This window comes from Ulvibacter sp. 2210JD10-4 (genome assembly GCF_058148525.1).
In genome coordinates this window covers 1-277 of record NZ_JBYVJZ010000025.1, presented here as the reverse complement: position 1 = coordinate 277, position 277 = coordinate 1, and the positions used below count along the sequence as shown (strand labels likewise).

Annotated in this window: 1 pseudogene; it reads left to right on the top strand. The window is 42.2% G+C overall.

What is annotated here, in order from left to right:
- Positions 1 to 277: pseudogene (locus tag ACY2RT_RS15335) on the top strand (M1 family peptidase); the annotation flags it as partial.

Here is a 277-nt window from a genome sequence, read left to right as displayed (position 1 = left end):
TTACAGTGAACGTACCAAGTATTGAATGATGAGTGTGATCATTCACGAAGTAGGGCACAACTATGTCCCTATGATCGTGAACAGCGACGAACGTCAATGGACGTGGATGGATGAAGTTTTAAATACATTTGTACAATATGTTGCGGAACAGGATTTTGGAGAATGGTATCCGGATGCAATCGCATCTAACAAGAAATACCCGTCGCGTCGCGGACCAGCAAATAAAATAAGTGATTATATGGCTGGAGACCAAAGTTCTTTGGCACCTATTATGACC